General features: G+C 48.2%; 20 protein-coding genes and 1 riboswitch. Of the genes, 10 read left to right on the top strand and 10 right to left on the bottom strand.

Annotated elements, in window-relative coordinates:
- Positions 1–45: 45 nt before the first annotated feature.
- The 3 genes from U2F10_RS09845 to U2F10_RS09835 are packed head-to-tail and all read right to left on the bottom strand — an operon-like array spanning position 46 to position 1,771.
- Positions 46–768 (bottom strand): sulfite exporter TauE/SafE family protein, encoded by a 723-nt coding sequence (locus U2F10_RS09845; protein WP_499061324.1) that lies wholly within the window; start codon positions 766–768, stop codon positions 46–48.
- A gap of 2 nt (positions 769–770) precedes the next feature.
- Complete coding sequence (locus U2F10_RS09840; RefSeq protein WP_499061325.1) at positions 771–1,550, bottom strand: SDR family oxidoreductase; 780 nt, start codon at positions 1,548–1,550, stop codon at positions 771–773.
- A gap of 41 nt (positions 1,551–1,591) precedes the next feature.
- On the bottom strand, positions 1,592–1,771 hold the full coding sequence (locus tag U2F10_RS09835) for a hypothetical protein (RefSeq protein WP_499871888.1): 180 nt from the start codon (positions 1,769–1,771) through the stop codon (positions 1,592–1,594).
- Positions 1,772–2,462: 691 nt separating this feature from the next.
- On the opposite strand from U2F10_RS09835, the gene ald reads away from it, so the two are divergent.
- Positions 2,463–3,554: an alanine dehydrogenase gene (gene ald, locus U2F10_RS09830; RefSeq protein ID WP_499871887.1), complete on the top strand. Its 1,092-nt coding sequence runs from the start codon at positions 2,463–2,465 to the stop codon at positions 3,552–3,554.
- A gap of 93 nt (positions 3,555–3,647) precedes the next feature.
- Here the strand turns inward: ald and U2F10_RS09825 are convergent, their stop codons facing one another.
- Positions 3,648–4,001, bottom strand: a complete 354-nt coding sequence (locus U2F10_RS09825; protein ID WP_499871885.1) for a hypothetical protein — start codon at positions 3,999–4,001, stop codon at positions 3,648–3,650.
- Positions 4,002–4,139: 138 nt separating this feature from the next.
- On the opposite strand from U2F10_RS09825, the gene U2F10_RS09820 reads away from it, so the two are divergent.
- Positions 4,140–5,753, top strand: coding sequence for an IS1634 family transposase (locus U2F10_RS09820; protein WP_499871633.1), 1,614 nt, complete (start codon positions 4,140–4,142; stop codon positions 5,751–5,753).
- Here the strand turns inward: U2F10_RS09820 and U2F10_RS09815 are convergent, their stop codons facing one another.
- Together U2F10_RS09815 and U2F10_RS09810 are read right to left on the bottom strand one after the other, a co-directional pair.
- Positions 5,754–6,068: a hypothetical protein gene (locus U2F10_RS09815; RefSeq protein WP_499871884.1), complete on the bottom strand. Its 315-nt coding sequence runs from the start codon at positions 6,066–6,068 to the stop codon at positions 5,754–5,756.
- 37 nt (positions 6,069–6,105) lie between these two features.
- Positions 6,106–6,234, bottom strand: a complete 129-nt coding sequence (locus U2F10_RS09810) for a hypothetical protein (RefSeq protein ID WP_431732036.1) — start codon at positions 6,232–6,234, stop codon at positions 6,106–6,108.
- Between the two features lie 455 nt (positions 6,235–6,689).
- Between U2F10_RS09810 and U2F10_RS09805 the strand changes: the two genes are divergently transcribed.
- The 4 genes from U2F10_RS09805 to U2F10_RS09790 all read left to right on the top strand — a co-directional run bounded on the left by U2F10_RS09805 (position 6,690) and on the right by U2F10_RS09790 (position 10,728).
- Entirely contained in the window at positions 6,690–7,079 is a 390-nt protein-coding gene (locus U2F10_RS09805) for an SET domain-containing protein-lysine N-methyltransferase (RefSeq protein ID WP_163669572.1), read from the top strand.
- A 37-nt stretch (positions 7,080–7,116) separates the two neighbouring features.
- Entirely contained in the window at positions 7,117–8,004 is an 888-nt protein-coding gene (locus tag U2F10_RS09800) for a formyltransferase family protein (protein WP_499871882.1), read from the top strand.
- 430 nt (positions 8,005–8,434) lie between these two features.
- A riboswitch (glycine riboswitch) is annotated at positions 8,435–8,547 on the top strand.
- A gap of 44 nt (positions 8,548–8,591) precedes the next feature.
- Positions 8,592–9,851 carry a D-amino acid dehydrogenase gene (locus U2F10_RS09795; protein ID WP_499871880.1) on the top strand — a complete coding sequence of 420 codons (1,260 nt, stop codon included), beginning with the start codon at positions 8,592–8,594 and terminating at the stop codon, positions 9,849–9,851.
- A gap of 199 nt (positions 9,852–10,050) precedes the next feature.
- Positions 10,051–10,728 carry a dienelactone hydrolase family protein gene (locus tag U2F10_RS09790; RefSeq protein ID WP_163669567.1) on the top strand — a complete coding sequence of 226 codons (678 nt, stop codon included), beginning with the start codon at positions 10,051–10,053 and terminating at the stop codon, positions 10,726–10,728.
- A 673-nt stretch (positions 10,729–11,401) separates the two neighbouring features.
- On the opposite strand, the gene U2F10_RS09785 is transcribed toward U2F10_RS09790, so the two are convergent.
- The 3 genes from U2F10_RS09785 to U2F10_RS09775 form a co-directional block, all read right to left on the bottom strand.
- On the bottom strand, positions 11,402–11,956 hold the full coding sequence (locus U2F10_RS09785; RefSeq protein ID WP_163669565.1) for an ester cyclase: 555 nt from the start codon (positions 11,954–11,956) through the stop codon (positions 11,402–11,404).
- Positions 11,957–11,996: 40 nt separating this feature from the next.
- Entirely contained in the window at positions 11,997–12,833 is an 837-nt protein-coding gene (locus U2F10_RS09780) for an SDR family NAD(P)-dependent oxidoreductase (protein ID WP_163669562.1), read from the bottom strand.
- A 140-nt stretch (positions 12,834–12,973) separates the two neighbouring features.
- Positions 12,974–13,741 carry an SDR family NAD(P)-dependent oxidoreductase gene (locus U2F10_RS09775; RefSeq protein ID WP_163669560.1) on the bottom strand — a complete coding sequence of 256 codons (768 nt, stop codon included), beginning with the start codon at positions 13,739–13,741 and terminating at the stop codon, positions 12,974–12,976.
- Between the two features lie 169 nt (positions 13,742–13,910).
- On the opposite strand from U2F10_RS09775, the gene U2F10_RS09770 reads away from it, so the two are divergent.
- Together U2F10_RS09770 and U2F10_RS09765 are read left to right on the top strand one after the other, a co-directional pair.
- A complete protein-coding gene (locus U2F10_RS09770) occupies positions 13,911–14,828 on the top strand; it encodes an AraC family transcriptional regulator (RefSeq protein WP_163669558.1) in 918 nt (305 codons plus the stop codon).
- Between the two features lie 72 nt (positions 14,829–14,900).
- On the top strand, positions 14,901–15,383 hold the full coding sequence (locus tag U2F10_RS09765) for a RidA family protein (RefSeq protein WP_250565148.1): 483 nt from the start codon (positions 14,901–14,903) through the stop codon (positions 15,381–15,383).
- A 542-nt stretch (positions 15,384–15,925) separates the two neighbouring features.
- On the opposite strand, the gene U2F10_RS09760 is transcribed toward U2F10_RS09765, so the two are convergent.
- The gene (locus tag U2F10_RS09760) at positions 15,926–16,243 is read right to left on the bottom strand and encodes a P-II family nitrogen regulator (protein WP_006514274.1); all 318 of its coding nucleotides are present in this window, start codon (positions 16,241–16,243) and stop codon (positions 15,926–15,928) included.
- A 478-nt stretch (positions 16,244–16,721) separates the two neighbouring features.
- Here U2F10_RS09760 and U2F10_RS09755 point away from each other — a divergent pair, with 478 nt between their 5' ends.
- Positions 16,722–16,967, top strand: coding sequence for a hypothetical protein (locus U2F10_RS09755; RefSeq protein WP_163669556.1), 246 nt, complete (start codon positions 16,722–16,724; stop codon positions 16,965–16,967).
- 918 nt (positions 16,968–17,885) lie between these two features.
- The gene (locus U2F10_RS09750; protein WP_490796116.1) at positions 17,886–18,998 is read left to right on the top strand and encodes a sodium-dependent bicarbonate transport family permease; all 1,113 of its coding nucleotides are present in this window, start codon (positions 17,886–17,888) and stop codon (positions 18,996–18,998) included.
- Positions 18,999–19,152 lie beyond the last annotated feature (154 nt).

Raw genomic sequence — 19,152 nt, 5'->3', positions numbered from 1 at the left:
ACAATGACTGAAAAACTTTGCTGCCCTTTTGATACTTTTATGGATTTATAGATAGATGCCAGAGAGAATAAGCCGCACTCCAATAATTGCTAATAAAATAGTGATAATTTTTCGGAAAACATTAGGGTCAAACTTCTTTGCAAGTATGACACCTAACAATAATCCCAGCATTACACTCGGTACAGCCATTAAAAACTGACGAATAATATCTGCCGAGAGTCGATTTTGAAAGCCATGCCCTACAACAACAATCGCCACACTCACCCAGAAAAAACTGGTGAGGTTGCCTTTGAATGTTTCCGGAGACCAGCGTTGACTCGTGCCATACAAAATGACTGGTGGTCCTGGCAGATTAAAGCTGCCCAACAAAATACCTGATGTGAATCCAGCCCCATAAGCCCACAATTTAGACTTCAAAACAGGCACCGCTGGACTCCTTAAGGAATATAGAGCATAGGCAACAATGATCAGCCCTAGGGTAATCAACATCAGTCCTGGAGGAATGTAATCCAAGGCTAGAAAGCCAATGGGAATCCCTAGGACGGATCCCAACAACAAGTGGGTGACCACTTTACGGTCAAACGATTGGCGGTAATAGATACACAGTATGAGATTGTTCGTTAATGTGGTGAGGGCAACAAGGGGAGCTGCTGCCTGAATACTGGTTATGCCAGACAAAATTGGCATAGCTACCAATGCAAACCCAAATCCCGAAATCCCCTGGATAAAGGCCGCTCCAAACACCGTGATGACAATGATCAATGCCATCGTTATACTGAACTCCGATGAACATGGGTGACCGAAGACTGATCCGTCGGCATGACAAAGATTTCACTGATATTGACGTGGGCGGGACGAGTGACTGAAAACAAAATTGTGTCGGCAATATCATCGGGGGTGAGGGGCGTCATTCCCGTATAAACCGAGTTAGCCTTATCATCATCGCCTCGAAACCGCACATTACTAAACTCAGTTTCCACTAACCCTGGCTCGATGTTAGTCACCCGCACAGGCGTGCCTAACAAGTCTATTTTTAACCCTTCTGATAAGGACTTCACTGCTGCTTTAGTAGCACAATAGACGCTGCCACCCATATACGTTTGCCGGGCTGCAATGGAGCCAATGTTAACCACATGTCCCTGGCCCCGTGTCACCATGCTGGGTACGACGGCACGGGTGACGTATAACAGACCTTTAATATTGGTATCAATCATCTCCTCCCAATCTTGAATCGGGGATTCATACTGTTTTTCCAACCCCCGGCTCAGACCAGCATTGTTAATCAAGATGTCAATGGTTTTCCACTTTTCAGGCAGCCCTTCCATGGCAGTCATGACTGCCTGGCGATCTTGCACATCTATGCACAGTAGAAGGGTTTCGGTCTGATAGTGCTTTTGTAATTCATCCGCAAGCGCTTGCAGTTTCTCTTTACGACGAGCCGCCAGGATCAGGCGGGCACCTGCCTGGGCAAATAATCGGGCACAGGATGTACCGATACCGCTGCTAGCGCCAGTGATGAGAACGCATTGCTCAGTTAGAGATAGTGCCATAGGGAATAATTACTCCTGGTATTGCCTGTTGTTTAGTCATCTTATCCCCCCAATTCTGGGGGGCTAGGGTGGCCTCGATCACCGATGGCTTCTTTACCGGTTATCTTGTTATGGGAATATTCTTCTGCAAAAGAATCAACCCCACCGCCGATCCACACCATGCAGCGATCCCAAGACCAACACCAAGTATCTCCCCACCCAGGAATACTTAGCGCTGGCAAAGGTCAACCTTCCCAATCTGCCCCACATTTTTGGAATTGAGAGGTCTAAGCCCCAGGTAAATGACCTGGAAACATGGTCAGTATCAACAGATGAGAACAAATATTGTACAGGTGCTGCCTCCAACACCAACCGTTTGAAAAGCTTACTGTTAGCCGCCTCAAACTTTCCACAGCTTCCGCTGGAAATACGCTCAGCCTAGAGTTAAACGCAATCACTGTTTGGTCATTATTGACCAACAGCTTTAAGCTCAGCGGATCTAAACTGTCATGTAGGCTTACACAAACACTCCAGCGTAGGGCGAACCGACGCCGTTCCATTTGAGCAAGTGCTTATGAAGCCTCCCTTCTTTGAGATTCAAATTAAAGGGCTCATGACTCGGGCTTAGAGATGAAAAGTAGATAAATAGCACCACCATCTTTTGAGGCCTATGTAGCGAGTCTTCAATATTATAACTCTAGCAAGGGATCGTCATAGTTTTTGTATAAAAATCTACTTATTGAGTTTTTTTACCATTTGTTATCAACAGGCTACAAATTCTATTGATCAATTATCAAGATTAATGCTAACGTTCAATCTGTCAATACTGAAATGAGAGTAGGTGGCTTTCCCCACATCCCCACCTTATATTTCAGAAAGTATTACAGCAACAACGTTAGGACACCCCCCCAACCGATAGGAGGTTAGTTTGTTATGAGAATTGGACTGCCCAAAGAGATTAAAGATCAAGAATTTCGAGTTGGATTAACACCTGCGAGTGTACAGGCCCTGTGCCAACGGGGACACCAAGTCGTCGTTGAGGAAAATGCAGGACATGGGGCTGGGTTTACAAACGCGGATTATGCTGCCGCAGGGGCGACCCTGGTAGCTGACGCTGTTATCCCCTGGTCTCAGGATATGGTGGTCAAGGTTAAAGAACCCCAGCCCTCTGAATATAGCTACTTTCGGCATGATTTATTGTTGTTTACCTATCTGCATTTGGCAGCAGAACCTCAGTTAACTGAGGCATTGATGGCCAGTGGGGTGAGTGCGATCGCATACGAAACCGTCATGACCAGCGACAGCAAACTACCGCTGCTGACACCCATGAGCATTATTGCAGGGCGATTAGCCGTTCAGTTTGGAGCCCGATATTTAGAAAAACAACAGGGTGGTCGCGGTGTTCTCCTCGGGGGTGTTCCTGGTGTACAGCCAGGACGTGTGGTGATTTTAGGTGGAGGCATTGTTGGTACGGAAGCTGCACGCATTGCCGTAGGTATGGGGGCTCAAGTGCAAATTTTAGACATTAACATTGAGCGTCTTGCTTATCTGGAAACCTTGTTTGGGTCACGGGTTGAGCTGCTTTATAGCACCTCAGCTCAAATTGAGCGTGTTGTTCCTGAGGCTGATTTATTGATTGGTGCAGTCTTAATCCCAGGTCGCAAAGCCCCTACCCTGGTTGACAAAGCCTTAGTTTCTAAAATGCGTCCCGGCTCAGTCATAATCGACGTGGCTGTTGATCAAGGGGGGTGCATTGAGACATTGCGACCTACCTCACACACCCAACCCACCTATATTGAGTCAGGTGTTGTGCACTTTGGTGTGCCTAATATGCCAGGAGCAGCACCATGGACAGCTACCCAGGCATTGAACAATAGCACCTTACCCTACATTCTCAAACTAGCTGACCATGGCCAGGATGCTTTATTAAAAGATGCGGCTTTGGCCCAGGGATTGAATGTTGCTAATGGCAAAATTGTTCACCCAGCCGTACAAGAAGCGTTTCCTGTGATGGTTGCGGCATAGGGCCTAAGCTCACATCGCTCACCAAATTAATGGCATCGGTTCATTTTTCCAAAAGAGCCATCGACGTGACTCTAAATGGTGATTGGTGCCAATTCAGTTAGGTGCTGGGGTACCTGCACCTAACTGAATAATCGAGAGAAACCCGGCATAGGTAGAAACAACAAGAGTTTTGCCATCCGAGGATAAGTCCATACTACTAATAGCAGAGCCAATAAATAGCTGCCATCGAAAGTCTCCAGCAATGCTAAATGCTCGGATATAGCCAGAGGCATCACCCACAATAAACTCATCCTGGTGACTCACTCCAGCATATACTCTGGCTCCATCCTCTAGTTGAGCAATGCGATTATCTTCCTCATAGAAGTCAGTCTTCATCCCTTTTAAGGCATCGGTAAGTATACCGATTGTTGTGCCGTTATAGAAATGACAAGCATTGAATGCCACCATACGCCCATCTGCACTGAACAGAGCATAGTGTGGATATTCACTGTGGGGACCAATCTCACTGATCAGGTTCAGCTGAGCATCAAAACGCGCATTCCGCAGGTTAGGTTTGAAAATCAGGTAATTTAAGCGGTAACGTTTTTGCAGAGCCGCTTAAAGAAGATGCGTGTCGAGGATATTGATCACTTAGGCATCATTGCAGGGATTGTAGACCAAATCGGACTCGAAGCGCTGGTGAATGGTTGTCTAGGGACCCATGTGCAGCAAAAGGTGAGTCCGGGACAAGGGATCAAAGCCATGATTCTGAATGGATTAGGCTTTGTGAGTGCACCGTTGTATCTGTATGAAGAATTTTTTGTGGGCAAAGCAACGGAGCATCTGCTTGGCGAGGGGATTGCGCCCTCCCATCTGAATGATGATTACTTGGGTCGATTACTCGACAAAGTGTGGGCCTATGGACCCAGCAAATTGTTCAGTGTCGTCTCGATGGCAGCCTATCAAGCCTTTGGCTTAGATAGCCGTCGTTATCATCTTGATAGTAGTAGCCTGAGTGTGCATGGGGCGTATGAAAGCGCGAACAAAGAGCCGGGTTGCATTGAAATCACCCATGGGTATTCGAAAGACCACCGACCTGACTTAAAACAGTTTGTAGTGGAGACAATCTGTACGAATGATGGGGGAGTCCCCTTAGCGTTTGAGGTCGCCAGTGGCAATCAATCCGACAAAGCGGTGTTTGCAGACCGATTAAAGACGTTTGCAGAGCACTGGAGTGTCGAGGGAATCTTGGTGGCTGACAGTGCCTTATACAGTGCCGATAACTTAGCCATTTTGGGGGCACTGCGTTGGATTACCCGTGTCCCGTTAACGCTATCCGCCGCCCAATCGGTGGTTACTGAGATCGATCCAGAGGCCTTTGTGGCAAGTGAACGGGACGGCTATCGATTGGCTCGTGTGTGCACAACCTATGGGGGAATTCGACAAGGGTGGGTCGTGGTCGAGAATCAGACACGGGTCGAGACGGATTGCCAACAGGTGGATAAACAGGTTGCCAAACACCTCGTCAAGGCAACAAAACAACTGCGTCGTCAACAGACCATTGAGTTTAATTGTGCCGCCGATGCTCGCCGCCAGGCCGAGGCCCTAGCGACCCGCTGGCCCTATCACTGTTTGAGCCAGTTAGACGTGGTCGAACAGCACCACTATGCCCAGTCAGGACGCCCGAAAACAGGGGCGACACCTACCCACACCACCTATCGAATTACCGCTCAAATCGTCGCCGATGACGCTGCTATTCATCAGGCAAAGCGAAAGGCAGGACGCTTCATTTTGGCGACCAATGTCATCGATGATGACACCTTGACTGACGAAATCATTCTCTCCGATTACAAAGGGCAATCGGTCTCTGAACAAGGCTTCGGTATGCTCAAGGATCCCTTGTTTTTTACCTCCAGTGTTTTTCTCAAAACACCTGAACGCATTGTAGCTTTGGCGACCATCATGGGATTGTCCCTGATGGTGTACACTTTAGCTCAACGGCAGGTGAGACACGCCTTGGATCAGGCGAATGAAACCCTTCTCGACCAACGCAAGCGACCGACTCAAACGCCGTCCTTACGGTGGATTTTTCAGAAGTTTCAGGCAATTCACCTGGCTTGGCTCAATGAGCAACCTCAGGTTTCCAACCTCTCACCTGAACGGCTGAATATCCTCAGATTTCTTGGCGCGCCCTGCCAGAAATATTATTTGATTTGCTGACTAACCTGCGGAATGTCCGTCAAAAACTAAGTGACAACTGTTTTGCGCACCCACGGCAATCAAGTGACCATCTTTAGATAGCGTCCCATGCTCCATACTTAAGTCCAGAGATAACTCGTCATCTGGGTGATTCTCCTGTAACAAATGGATAAACGGTTGATGCGCTGGTGGCCATTGCTCCCTCAGTCCTACCCAATCACCTGTCTGATTGGCCTGGCGTATAGCCTCAATGACGGCATTCGCCAAATGCTCACGGCCCGGTTCTTCAGGTTCCTCCCCAGCCTTGTCCCAACTGGCTCGCAAACCCACTTCCACAAACGCATTAATTGCCGCAATATATTGCAGCGTTTTTTCACACCATTCTGCTTGAGAAGATACCTAATTCATGAAGAAAGGTTGCGATCGCGCCTCGTATCATCACAACAAGATCTGACGGTTTATACACTACTGCATTCCCCATCAGTAGTGCTGGAATAAACACATTTGAACTCACAAAGTAAGGATAATTCCAGGCTGCAATATTAGACTTAAAAAGTAATCAATCGAGGGATATCCAGCCTTCGGGTCGAGGTTGAACATCAGAGTGGTGGCATCAAACGCTGTCAGATTTTGGTGCAAAAAATCCGTAATCGGGTTGAGGCATTTGTGGCTGATGTGATGCAAACAGCTTGCGGACTTCACAACGTTCATTTAGAGTTACGTACGGATGTTACGCTATAGCGGGGTAGACGAAGAGGGCAGAGCAAAGCTGTAGATGCCTTTCTCTAGTTCCGATAATGTCTAATAGTTATCGGGTGAACTTGAGCTCGCTTGGGGACTTGCGAGATTTCTATTAACATTTAGTGCGTTTCTATTCTCTAAATCTGAGATGTAAGTCTTCTACAAAAAATAGGTTGGGACATTATAAGAAAAGTCAAGCAATATGGGGCCTAGACAATGACCTGCACAAATCTATTAGCTATAGAATCTATTGCCATTAAAGGGCGCGGTGTGGTTACTACAAAAGCCATTGCTGCTAACACCGTGCTTGAAATTGCTCCCGTTGCCTCATTTCCATCAACAGAACGTAAAATCATTGATACAACTCAAATTGCCAAATATTACTTTGTTCAACCAGAAGCCTATCAATGCAATCATGAGGTTGATGGGTATTTTGTTTTTGGTCTTGCTTCGCTATGCAATCATGACAGCACTCCAAATTCAAAAGTTGAGTGGGTAACCGATGAAATTGGCCTATGGTCACATCTCACGAGTATTAAAGATATTGCATCAGGTGAAGAAGTAACCTTGTATTATACCAATATAGATGAGTATGATTTCTCATAAGTATCATTGAGATATATCGAGAATCAGAACAATATAGATGCAAAAAATGGGTTTTTATTTGCTGACTGATGCAAGTATTTTATGTAGTTACTTAACCAGCCGCTGGTGGACACAATTTGAGAAACATCCTGAATTTCGCGGTGTTGTGGTCAGGGAAAAACGTCCAGATGTATCTATACTACAAGCACGCCATGCGTTTCATGCGCGATATGCAGGACAACATAAACTCTCAGCAGATCAGTGGAAGGAGCTGATAGAACTGTATCCAAAAATCAGTGAAGCAGAACAAGCAACAATACAGGCTATAGTAAACACATATGGCCTGTGTTCTGATGCAGTTAGCCATCATCCAGACACAATCTTTCTTGATGATGATGTAAACAGCGAAACTGCTCGACAATGGCTACAGTCAATTACCCAAACAGGGTCATTACCTTGGCTGTTTAGCTGTATCGGGCAACTTTTCAAACCACAGTGGGTCGATACACTGGCTGGGTGTTTGGTGAATAGTCACACTGCTGTGTTGCCCTATGCAAGAGGTATTTACACAATTGAAAATATAGCTGCAACACAAGATATTGTGGCATTTCGGCAAGCTGCGGGGTTTACCATTCACTATATTGATGCACAAGTGGATACAGGGGCAATTATTCGTGCCGAACGTGTTGTTGATCCTTTCAGATTTAAAACTTTATGGGATTTAAAGGCATACCTTTATATGAGCAGTTTCGATTGTTACATCAATACAGCTGAGGTAATGCTAAATTGTTCTGAAACTGTTCCTGCTGGTATTATTCCTGACCCGGCGTTGCGTGGCAAAAATTTTAAGAGCAAAGATTTTTCTGCGGCTAAGAGACATGGGGCCGAAACAGGTTACTTAGCAATGAAGGAAATAGTTCAGCTATCTGCCTGCTCGGTGCCATGAGTTTTGGGCTTTAACTAATCTGGGAATAGTGCTAGGGATTTGGAGGGTTGTAGGGCACTGGCGCTACTCCATTACTCATCTGCCCATCTACAGCCCCAACCAGGGCCTTTATTTTTGTGCAGTCCCCTATGTGCTGTTGATGGCCATGGAATTGCATAGCTCCCGATATTTTTGATGCAGGCGCACTTAGACTCTAGTGAATTAGCGTCTATTCTCCGATCCGAAATTCCGATCCGAAATAACGAATACTCCCCTTTATATTCTATTCTAAAGTAGTGCTAAGTTTCAGATCGCTATCAAGCTAAGTTAAAATTTATTGGTAGTGTATACATATTCAGGTTCATGCAGGAGAGTCTTGGTAGGGTTTATCCCCTGCACTGACACCGAAGGCGCATTCCCAAAAACGCTCAGGTCGATTTACTGCTGAACTGTAGGAAAATCTGGAGAGTGCTGTTTTAGGCAGCCACCGAAGGGGCAAACAGAGTAGTCCTAGTTTTAGGCCTACTCTGTGAATCTCTCAGGTAAAAGGACAGAGAGGGGCGTTATCGAATGCTGTCTTTTTGCGGCGATTTGCCGAGAGGTTTCCCATGGAAGTTTGTGTCTTAGGGGCTGGTGTTGTTGGGGTGACTACGGCATGGTTTCTCCATAATGCAGGGTTTGACGTTACGGTTATCGAGCGGCAGCCAGCCGCCGCTTTGGAGACTAGTTTTGCCAATGGTGGACAAATCTCCGTTTCCCATGCTGAACCTTGGGCAAATCCAGGTACACCCGAGAAAATTCTCAAGTGGATTGGCCGTGAGGATGCTCCCTTGTTGTTTCGGTTACGGGCCGATGTGGGCCAATGGTGTTGGGGATGGCAGTTCTTGCAGGAATGTGTGCACTCCCGAGCCCGTCATAATTTGATCCAGCTGTTGAATCTGGGCACATTTAGCCGTAGCGCTTTGCAAGCCCTGCGCTCAGAAACAGGCATCACTTACGATCATCTCACGAAGGGCATTCTGCACTTTTATACTAGCCAGCGAGAGTTTAATGCGGCCATTAAGTCGACCAAGATTATGCAAGACTTTGGCTGTGATCGTCAGGTGGTGACAGCGGAGGATGCTGTTCGTATTGAGCCAGCACTTAAAACTGTTCAGGACAGAATTGTGGGGGCAACCTATACCGACGCTGACGAGTCTGGAGATGCCCATCGGTTTACGCAAAACTTAGCTCGACTATGTGAGCAGAGAGGGGTTAAATTCTTGTGGAATACCCAGGTGCATCTGCTGGAAACACTTGGTGAGAAGGTGGATGGATTGCAAATTTCCCAGGCAGATGGCAGTCGCGCCACCCTTAATCCAGATGCTTGCGTAGTCTGTCTGGGTAGCTACAGTCCACAACTAGTTAAGCCGTTGGGTATTAATTTGAAAATTTACCCAGTTAAGGGGTATTCAGCCACATTTCCAGTGGAATGTGAGGATTTGGCCTACACCACCAGTCTTACGGATGATGAGTATAAGGTGGTTTTCTCTCGACTGGGCAATCGGCTACGGGTGGCTGGCACAGCAGAGTTGAATGGCTATGGGTTAGCGTTGAATGCAGCCCGTTGCAATGCCATTGTTGATCGGGTGATGGAGCTATTTCCGGGGGCCACTAATCCAAAGCTGGCCAAGTTCTGGACTGGCTTACGCCCCTCAACGCCCTCTAATGTGCCCTATATTGGAAAAACTCGTTACTCTAATTTATTTGTCAATACAGGTCATGGCACCCTGGGGTGGACCCATGCTTGCGGTTCTGGGAAAGCGATCGCAAATATCATTTCAGGTAAAAAACCTGAGGTGAACTTTCAGTTTACTCAAACGCTATAGAGAAAGTTTTTGATGAGTGTACTCTAGGGATTGAACTAATTCAACTGTACCTGACCCAAGGGATTTTCAGCGTTCTACCTATAGATGTCGCAAACGTTCAATACATTCAACTCTAAAGGCTCTACGCTCGTAGCGTTACTTTTGGGAGCCTACAGTGAACTCAATATCAACAAATGCAGCAACATACGAGTTACATGGAATGGAATTCGATCTGTACGTTGCCCAACCAGAACGCGGGACGAAGGCTCTGCCGGCCATTTTTGTAGCCCATGCATGGGATGGTTTGAACGAGCCTATGGAGAATATCACCCAACGTGTAGCACAACTGGGATATGTCGCCGTTGCCGTCGATGTGTACGGTAAGGGTATGCGCGGTGATCCCACGGGTGACAACTCGCACTTAATGACTCCCCTGCTTGAGGATCGAGGTGTTTTGCGAGATCGCTTACAGGCTGGTTATGCGGCTATTAGAGAGATAGAGACGGTGGATACTACCCGAATTGGTGCCATAGGGTATTGTTTCGGCGGCTTGTGTGTACTCGACTTGGCGAGGTCAGTGCCAGATGCCCTTCAGGGTGTTGTTAGTTTTCACGGCGGACTCACTGGAAATAACCTGAAGAATACGAAGCCAATGAAGGCAAGTATTCTTATCGAACATGGTTGGGCTGATCCGTTAGTACCCACCGATGATTACCTGGCATTTGCCCATGAGATGGACGAACGTAAGGCTGATTGGCAGGCGCACATTCATGGTGGCGCAGTACACGCGTTTACGTTTGAGGGTGCAAATATGCCAGAGAATGGCCTGCAGTATCATGAAGCAGCGGCTCGACGTTCATGGAAATCTATGATTGATTTTTTTGATGAAGTTTTCTGAGGCTGCTGTTGACCAAAGACGAACACAACAGTAGCTGGGACCATGGGAGCCCGATACCATTGGCATGCTAGCGAATGCCTTTATTTCCGATTAAGTCTATTCTCTACTTTTCAGTTCAGTATGGAGCATTGGAAAGCAACGGTTTATGGATGAGTATTAGCAGTTTTTGGGATTATCTGTAAATGTCACAGCATAATAATCGCGTTCAGAAGATCGAACTGAAATTTCAGCTTTGGGGATGGGCTTTATTTATCCTATCGGCAAGCTTTTTTATGGCGGCAAGTATCAGGGTGGGAGATGTATTAAGTCTCTTGGGTAGTTTATTTTTTCTCTTTGCTTGTATCTTGTTTCTGATTCCCCTAGTTATTATGCGAAAGTCATGAGTTGCCTAATCAATTGGTAGCGATTCGATGATTCTCTTCAGAATACGCTAGCGGTCGGTCGGACAATGCTGATGCCTTGTTTAGTGTATTCTACAGCACCCGCTTTAGTCAGTCCGACAACAGCATACTTAGAAGCGTAATATTGTGTAGCATAGTGAATGCCATAGCCAGCCTTTGATGCAGGCTCCGGACAGCTTGAAAATTTGGCGATGTCGCATGCCATCCGGCTGGCAATCGACTTTTGTCTGGTGGCGAAGGGCTAAGTCACTTCGCCACCAGACAATGGGCTATCACTGTTCCAGAAGTTCCAACTGGAAGAAGATGCTGAGGATATCCTCGGCGAACCATGCCTCGGTGATTTTGCCGTCGCGAATACGGTAGAAGGCCATTCCGTCCCACTGCGCGCGCCGGTTGGTAGTCTCATAGCTCATGAAGGATGCAGAATTCATTCCGCTGTTGGTAAACCGGTCGATCACAAGATCATCGCCAATCGCATGGATCTCGTCGATCTCCAGATACATGTCCGTGAAGGCGGTTCCAGCGGTTGCACGCACGAAGTCCATATAAGCTTCGATGCCATGATACTCTCCAAGGCTACCGCCGCGCCAAACCATGTCGTCATGCCAGTAGTCCGGAATGGCATCGATATTGCCACCATTGACGACTTCGGCCACGAAGTCACGGATCAGGGTGATGTTTTCATGTTCGACGCAATCCGTCGCGTCTTCGGGGCATCCCGTCCTGCTGACGGTGTCTTCAGCATAGACCGGGAGCGCGGACCAGGAAAGGGTCAGCGCGGTCAGTGCAACTGCGATGTGGTTACCAAGAAATGGGCGTATGGTCATGGTGCTCTCTTGTTTTATTCGGTTTGAAAGGGGGAAATGCCTAAGTGACCTCGTCGTAGTTCACTGAGGTCGATACATCGCGCCATTGGGCGTCGGTCTCAGCGAGGGCTTGCGCGAAAGCACCGGCATATTCGACCGCATCCGTGCCGATCAGTAGTTCGTTCGGGATATCCTCACACCCGGCCAGATCAACAAGCACATTTGCGACTTTGACCGGGTCAATCGGCTGCGTGCCCGACATCTGGCGCAGCATGTCCGCGCAGACTCCGACGGTTTGCTGATAAGGTTCGCTGATGGCCGGTATTTCCATTGAAGATCCAGCCCAATCAGTACGCATTGCACCCGGTTCAATGGTGGATATCTTGATGCCAAACGGGGCGACTTCCTGTGCAAAACCGAGAGAGAAACCGCGCACCGCGAACTTCGCGGCCTGATATGCTGTCAATCCAGGCGAGGCCATGCGTGCTCCTACAGATGCAATCTGGAAGATCACGCCCGAGCCTTGCTTGCGCATAAGAGGGGTAATGGCTTTGCAGACATAGACCACACCAAAGAAGTTGGTCTGCATTTGTTCTTCGAAATCTTTGAGGGTGATGTCTTCAACAGATGCCGTGTTTCCGTAGCCTGCGTTGTTCACAACAACATCGATACGCCCGAAGCGGTCTGTAGCTTTGTCGATGGCGGCTTGCACAGCGTCGGCATCGTTGACATCCAATGCCAAAGGCAGCAGGCGGTCGCCATGTTTTCCAGCCAGATCGTCAAGCTGTTCGGGTTTCCGGGCGGTCGCTACAACCGAATGCCCAGCAGCCAATGCCGCTTCAACAAGATCGCGACCCAAGCCGCGTGAGCTGCCTGTGATGAACCATACTTGTGTCATTGTTTTCTCCATGAAATTTGAGTTGGGAGGGAATTGAGGGACCGAAATGCGATCAGCGATCGAACGGAAGGTTCAGTCCGGTTTTGGATCGTTTTCCGGTTTTGGGCTGTTTGGATAGGTGTGGCTAAAACTGATTTGCATTACAGAAACATGCCGCCAGAGACTTCGATTCTTTGCCCGTTAATCCAGCGGTTGTCCTCAGAGAGTAAAGATGCGATCGCACCGCCAATATCATCGGGTACCCCCACCCGTCCAAGGGCCGTTTGGGATGCAATGAAATTATTGAGTTCCTTATTGTCGCGGACGACACCCCCACCAAAATCCGTCTCGATCGCGCCAGGGGCCACAACATTTACCCGGATTTGTCTGTTACCTAACTCCTTTGCTAGATATCGGGTTAATACCTCAATCGCCCCTTTCGCGCTGGCATAGGCCGAGTACCCTGGCAAGCTGAACCTTGCTAGCCCTGACGAAAGATTCACGATGTGTCCGCCATCTTTGATCAAGGGCAAGAGTTTCTGCGTGAGGAAGAAAACACCTTTGACGTGAATGTTGAACAGGCGATCAAAGCCATCTTCAGTGATCTCAGTAAATGGCTGATTGAATCCAAACCCTGCATTATTGACCAGGAAATCAAAGCGATCCGTTTGCCAGGTATGTTGCAAAGATTGCTTTACCTGTCCGACGAAATCTTCAAACATTTGGGTATTCGAACTATCCAGTTGCAGGGCAACTGCCTCACGCCCCATCTCCTTAATGTCAGAGACAACTGCGTTGGCTTTAGCCTCATTGCTGTGATATGTCACGATCACATCGACGCCTTTCCGGGCCAGGGTCAATGTGGTGTTTTTACCTAACCCTCGGCTCGATCCAGTCACTAATGCAATTTTTTGATTGTCCTGTGGCATGGTTTTACCCTTTCTGCGCTTGCTTGGGTTGATCGTAGGTCGGGATACATTGGCTCTGAATGCCCAAATCTGGCAGGTTATTGCCTAATCCTCTCAACCTAGATGTTGGTCGAGACGCTATTCTCTACAATGAACCCGTAGGCAACGATTGCAGTCGTCCAAACCCAGCATGCAGACTGAAACGATTTACCACGATCAGATCGCTAGTCGCTGTGCAGAACTAGCGATCCGGGCAGCACGACACACGGATAGTCAGGGCAATGGCGTTCACCTAACTGAGATCGCTCAACTGGCATTCATTCGAGATGATGCTTCCACGATGGTATGTAATGTTTATGAACCGGCACTTGCCATCATTGTTCAGGGCAAAAAGGAGATATTGCTCGGTGAAGAGACTTATCACTACGGTGTTGCTCAATATCTGATGGTTTCTGTTGAACTACCCGTCAGAGGATTTATCGTGGAGGCAACGCCCGACAAGCCATATTTAGGTTTTCTGTTAAAACTCTCCCCCTTTCAACTCTCTGATATTGCTACCCAGGTTCAACTCAAAACAGATGCCAAAGACAGCTCCTGTCGAGGGTTGTTCGTCGGCGATGTCGATTTGCTCCTGATTGATGGTGCGCTCAGACTGACTCAGCTTTTAGATACGCCACAGGATATTCCATTTCTAGCACCGATGATTATCCGCGAAATCTACTACCGTCTGCTCACAGGGAAACATGGTGAAGCGATACGTCAAATTGCCACCTCCGGTAGCCACATGCAGCGCATCGCCGGAGTTATCGAACGGATCAAAACTGACTTTACCCAATCGCTACGGGTTGAAGCGCTGGCACAGCAAGCTAACATGTCTGCTTCATCCTTACATCGTCACTTTAAAGCAGTCACCTCAATGAGCCCGCTACAGTACCAAAAACAATTACGATTGTTAGAAGCGCGTCGCCTGATGCTAACTGAAGACGTCGATGCGACCCATGCTGCCTATCAGGTGGGATACGAAAGCCCCTCGCAGTTTAGCCGTGAATATTCCCGTATGTTTGGGGCACCCCCCATCCAGGATATTCAGCGGTTACGGATAGCCTGATTTGTATCCAAGGGTACACAGTCTTCCTCGCTAACTACCTACACTCGTCTTGGTGTGACCAAGCTCAACTGAATGAAACCGATTGCTTTTTCAATGCTTGCGATCGCAACCCTGGGAATACTATCAAGTCCAGTGGCTGCTGACGATCATGTATCTCCTAATGGTGTTAGAACGTTAACTCCTGAAGGCGGTATTATTCCAACTGCCACATGGAGTCTGGGGACCCGTGCCGGAGACTATATCTTTGTTGCAGGGATGCGGGGGATTGATCCCGAACTGAATGCCCTGGTTCCCGAGGCTGAAGGTCGTGTCCGACAAGCATTTTTAAACATGCAGCTGATTGCTGAATCAGAGGGAGCCAGCCTGCGGGACGCAGTACGTTTAGTGGTGTATGTGACAGATATGTATCGCTATCGCCCAATTGTCAACCAGATTCAGCAAGAACTCTGGGGAGAGGGTCCCTATCCGCCCCGTACGATCATTGAGGTAGATCGGCTTAATCAAGACGATATTGTTGAAGTCGAAGGCACATTCTACGCTCCTATCGAAGAATGAGTAACCCCTAAGCTCCTAGCTAATACAATGTCAGTTGTTGTTGGCCAAGGTGCTCACGGTGATGTCAGGGGTGATAATCTTACAGCCTTTGCTAGCAAAGGTTGTAAGATACCGTAGATATTTGCAGGCGTACAAGCAAACCGTTCGGCTGTAATCGAGAGAGAATTTTGCCAAGAGACAGATCAATGTTGGAGCAATCGCCTGTCATTACTGTAGTGTAGTCAGCTATCTCACTTGCGATGATCGGTTTTTAGTGATTTATAAATGGGATGGGTGCAGGTTGCGATTGTGGCAGCCTCCGCCAATAATTTTGCCCCGCACACAACGTTAGAGCGGCCTGAGCAAAAACGATCAGCTAAGAGTTAAAGGTACTGCACAGCCGCACAACTCTGCCCCAGCGAAATCTTCCGAAAGCCTATACCTTGAAGCATTATCAGCAGGCTCGAAACTCTCGGATTGAGTTCTTAAAGGTGGTGACGTTCCCATGATGAGACCATTGACCATGGACGACAGAGTTTTCTGCACCACTAAGGGATTTGGAGTCAGAACTTGTGCGCGTACAGTACCTCCATCACGTCACAGAGATAGGCAATGCCCGAATAATCGTCGAAAAACTTTGCTGCAACCTCATCTGAAATCTTCACGGCCATCTCCCGACTTGGGGTAAGTACCTCGAACTTTACATTGGAGTAAGTGCCAGAAACGGTGGGTTGTCCCGACGAGCGCACGTTGCGACTGCCTTTACCGCCAGCGTCCACCACCGTATAACCGGGGGCCCCGGCTTCGTCGATGATCTTGGCGATCTGTTTCAGCAGCAACTTTTCCGTGACGATGACGAGCTTGCTGGCTTGCTGGGTCATTTAGGTTACCTCTTGATGCGTTTTGTTGTGATAATTCAAGATAAGAATCTATGGTTTTATCTTGAACCATATATTTAAGTTTATGACAAAGATCGACCAATCCACTACCCTCTTTTGAGTAAGATGGGCTCAGATTAGCGGAAGCATTTTATAAAAAACACTTATCCTTGTGGATGTGGGCTTTGTATCGTTGACGACTTGTGTGCCGATTGAGATCGTAAGAGAACAAGGCTTCTTCACTAACTTTGAAAAAAATGTGGTCGTCGAAGCAAATCTAAGTATAGACTTAAGAATATCGTTCAAGGTAAAAGCATAGACTTTTGTCTTTTGTTCGACATCAATGTCAAGTTTGAGCGATCCAGTCTCTCTCCTGGAGAGTATCTCCAGTCACAGGTGAATTTCTGACAGGTGTTTGCGTAACGACGGGCACTTGTCTGCCACCGTCATATATATATTTGATCAGCATGGAACGGACACCATGAACAAGTTTGACTCAACTAAACTGCGGACCAAGTTTGACAACACCAGCGAAGGCTGGCTAGTGCAGGTATATAGCGGTGATCGCCGTTTGCTCTGTGTTTTAGACGCCTCCCACGGTTGGAGCTTCTTGCTCGGTTGCGGTCTTGGTTTACTCCTTTCAGTAACTTGGATAAACGCCGCTCGTTACAGTACCCCCTTAGAGCCGACCCCACCAACAGAACTACCCGCATTGCAAATAGATTGATACGACCCATCCTAGGGATAAGATATTCGCCTTGAGGCATCGTCATTGGACCTCAAGGCGCTTGTGGAACTACCCATCACAAAGACGGGGTGGCCTCAGACCCCCCATATTCGGGGATATAGATGGGGCGAACAAATCGCTAGACGAGAAGAGACAAACACTCTCTGGTTGCACAGGATAGATGGGCGAGTGGATCTCACCTGCCTCGCAAGCCAACCAATTCAGCTGTTGCCGATTGCTAAATATTTGGTTGGGTCCAGCCCAGATAAAGGTGAGATATCAGAAATTTGGTTGTTGGACAGCGACATTAAGGCCTCAAGGGAGGCTAGCGGCGAGATATTAGAAATTTGGTTAGGTCAATAGGGCTCAGGTTTCGAGCAGTTTCAGTGCTGATAGCGGCGGCAGGTCAGATCGCTATGCATACCCCTTGGTCAAGTGCTTAATTGAGGTTTCGTTAGTGGATGTTTGCTAGGCGGTTAGGCCCAATATTCTCTATTGACAAGGTGGGATGGCAGTCATTTGACTCTTGGGTCAAGGGTATGTCGCCTTGAGAAAACTCTGCGATCGCAATTTACATTAACCAGAAGCGAAGATCACCAAACAGAAAAAAGAAAAACTTATGATTGGAATTTGACATTGCGTTCCAAATCCTTGTTGAGAGTGCGCAAAAATCTGTGCATTTCAGGATAGACTTAAATACATAGAGATTTAGATTTTAATAGATCAAAATCTATAGAAGGTAATGCAAAATAGCAGTTATCTTCCAGCCCTGTTTGGAGAGTGGCCCTCTCTGAATACTCTGTCGACAGGTTCTCGCGTAACACCTGTACTTTAGGGGTGAAGCGCTTTACCCCTACTTTTTAAAGCTCACTTATCACAATAATCATTCCTCGTTAGAGGAGGCGGAAGGAGGTATTAGTGGATTTCTTGTCCGATTTTTTGACGAACTTCCTGGCGAAGTTGCAGTCCCCGACACTCGGCTTTCTAATTGGTGGTGGAGTTGTTGCCGCCCTCGGTAGCCGACTGGCAATTCCGGATGCGGTCTATAAGTTCATCGTCTTTATGCTGCTCATTAAAGTCGGCCTGAGCGGCGGCATTGCGATCCGCAATGCAAATCTGGCGGAGATGCTTTTGCCGGCAGCGTTTGCCATGGCAGTGGGCATCCTTATCGTGTTTATCGGGCGTTACACTTTGGCCAAGCTGCCAAACGTCAAAGTCGTGGATGCCATTGCGACCGCAGGCTTGTTCGGTGCCGTGAGTGGTTCTACCCTCGCCGCCGCCCTGACACTAATGGAAACGGGAGGTATGCAATACGAGCCCTGGGCCGCCGCACTCTATCCATTTATGGATATCCCAGCGCTCGTGACTGCGATTGTCTTGGCCAGTGTTTATCTCAGCAAGCAGCGCAATGCCGCAGACGAGCATCTCAGCAAGCAGGAGTATCTCGGCCAGCAAGAGTATCGCGCCCAGCAGGGAGGAGGTACCGCAGTTGAGTATCGTAGCAAGCAGAGCAGTGCCGCAAATAATAAGGTCAAGATATGGCCCATCATTCAAGAAAGTCTCCAGGGCTCTGCTCTATCGGCATTGCTGCTCGGTATTGCTCTAGGTCTCTTGACTCGGCCAGAAAGCGTCTATGAGAGTTTCTTCGATCCCCTCTTCCGTGGTCTGCTTTCGATCCTGATGCTAATCATGGGTATGGAAGCCACGGCAAGAATTAACGAGCTGCGTAAGGTAGCCCAGTGGTATGCCGTATACGCCCTGGTGGCACCGCTGCTGCATGGCTTCATTGCCTTTGGTCTCGGCATGATCGCCCATGCTGTTACGGGCTTCAGCCCTGGAGGCGTCGTCATCCTTGCCGTCATCGCCGCCTCCAGTTCAGATATCTCAGGGCCGCCCACTTTACGAGCCGGCATCCCATCAGCCAACCCTTCCGCCTACATCGGCTCGTCCACAGCTGTTGGCACACCGGTTGCGATTGCCTTGGGAATACCGCTCTACATCGCGCTTGCCCAGGCGCTGATGGGCAGCTGATTCTAAACGGGTTGCGGTCTGCCGGTGCTCCCCTAGTCCGGCGACCAACGCTAAGGCTATGTCAAGGTCTGCGGCATCTTCATTCAACAGCCGCGCGGGTCCATAGGTCTGGGCCAATGACTTCTTTGCTGGCGTTAATGTCCCGCAGGTACAC

Origin of the sequence: Leptothoe sp. EHU-05/26/07-4, assembly GCF_043421015.1 — a bacterium.
Taxonomy (GTDB): domain Bacteria; phylum Cyanobacteriota; class Cyanobacteriia; order Phormidesmidales; family Phormidesmidaceae; genus Leptothoe; species Leptothoe turfae.
This window is presented reverse-complemented; position numbering and strand designations above follow the sequence as displayed.